The sequence below is a fragment of the Roseateles sp. P5_B10 genome, assembly GCF_056400485.1.
The window spans coordinates 1-739 of record NZ_JBFULE010001443.1 but is presented as its reverse complement, the minus strand read 5'-3'; the positions used below and the strand labels follow the sequence as shown (position 1 = coordinate 739).

Annotated in this window: 1 protein-coding gene; it reads left to right on the top strand. The window is 66.8% G+C overall.

Going from position 1 to position 739, the window contains the following annotated elements:
* A partial coding sequence (locus AC1DU6_RS33870) for a polyphosphate kinase (protein WP_477862778.1) occupies nt 1–739 on the top strand: 739 nt, incomplete at both ends.

Genomic DNA, 739 nt, shown 5'->3' with positions numbered 1-739 from the left:
TCTCGCAGTTCCGCGTCACACGCGACTCCGACCTGGAAGTGGATGAGGAGGAGATCGCCAATCTGCGCCACGCGCTGCGCTCCGGGCTGACGACGCGCCATTTCGGCCGCGCGGTGCGGCTGGAGGTGGTCAACACCTGCCCGGCCGAGCTGTCGGAGTTCCTGCTCGAGCAGTTCGGCCTGCCGAATGCGGCGCTCTACCGCGTCAACGGCCCCGTCAACCTGGTGCGGCTGAACGAGCTGATCGACCAGACCGACGCGCCGCCGCTGCGCTTCACGCCCTTTGAACCGGCCTGGCCGACCGGCCGGCTGCCGCGCCACAAGTCCATCTTCGAGAAGCTCAAGAAGGGCGATGTGCTGCTGCACCATCCCTTTGAGAGCTTCGACCCCGTCGTGCAGATGCTGCGCGAGGCGGTGGTCGACCCCGAGGTGCTGGCCATCAAGCAGACCATCTATCGCACCGGCGCCAAGTCGGAGCTGATGGACCTGCTGATCGAGGCGGCGCGGCGTGGCAAGGAAGTGATGGCCGTCGTGGAGCTGAAGGCGCGCTTCGACGAGGAAGCCAACATCAACTGGGCCGAGCGCCTGGAGGCCGTCGGTGCCCAGGTCGTCTACGGCATCGTCGGCTACAAGACCCACGCCAAGCTGCTGCTGATCACGCGGCGCGAGAACGGCAAGCTGCGCCGCTACGGCCACATCTCCACCGGCAACTACAACCCCAAGACGGCGCGCCTGTACAC